Source organism: Rhizobium sp. PDO1-076 (assembly GCF_000247475.1).
GTDB lineage: Bacteria > Pseudomonadota > Alphaproteobacteria > Rhizobiales > Rhizobiaceae > Allorhizobium.
On sequence record NZ_AHZC01000345.1, the window covers coordinates 1 to 690 of the forward strand.

Annotated in this window: 1 pseudogene; it reads right to left on the bottom strand. The window is 50.4% G+C overall.

Annotated features, from left to right (window positions below):
* Positions 1-690, bottom strand: a pseudogene (locus tag PDO_RS16975) (adenylate/guanylate cyclase domain-containing protein); the annotation flags it as partial.

A 690-nucleotide genomic window follows, 5' to 3' on the forward strand; every position in this document is an offset into this window, starting at 1 on the left:
ATTCTGTAAATCCGCCACGACTCTGGGGGAAAAAAATCGGGATAGGTTGTGCCTTCTTTCCTCGATTTTGAGAGCCTGATTCAGGGTGTAGTCGTGATCGCGAGAAAGGAGATAGACTGCCAGAGAGGTGAATGCAAAACTTAAGGTCAGAGCCAGGTCTTGGTTGAAGAATTGATCGGACAACGTTCCTGGTTCCACCGCGTGGTGGCGCCAAGCCATTGCGCCAAGCATGAGGAGCCATCCGGACACAACGATGGAAGAAAACAACAGGACTAGTTTCCGATTCTGCTTCAACGCAACATGATTTAACAGGATGAAGGATACTACCAGGCTTGATGTAGTCAGACTGTGATCCGCGGTTGTGGGGCTAGCGAGGATGTGTTCGTATAGAACCCCAACAACAAGAGCTGCATCGAATACCACGAAGAGAACCCCGAAGTATTTTCTTTTGGGAAAATATACCGCGATCGCAACTGAAGCGATGCTGACCAGAAGGTAGATCGAACTAACGACAACATGGGTGTTAGTAGCGCTGTCGCCGAATGCGAGATTTGCAAACAGGACCGAGAGCACAACGAACCGCAGCGACGCTGAGCGCATCTCGCGTGCCGGCGCGTTGCGAACGATAGGTGATGATAAATGATCCATTGATCCTGATTTTTTGGCAGGGCAGGCCATATCAGTGGGGAG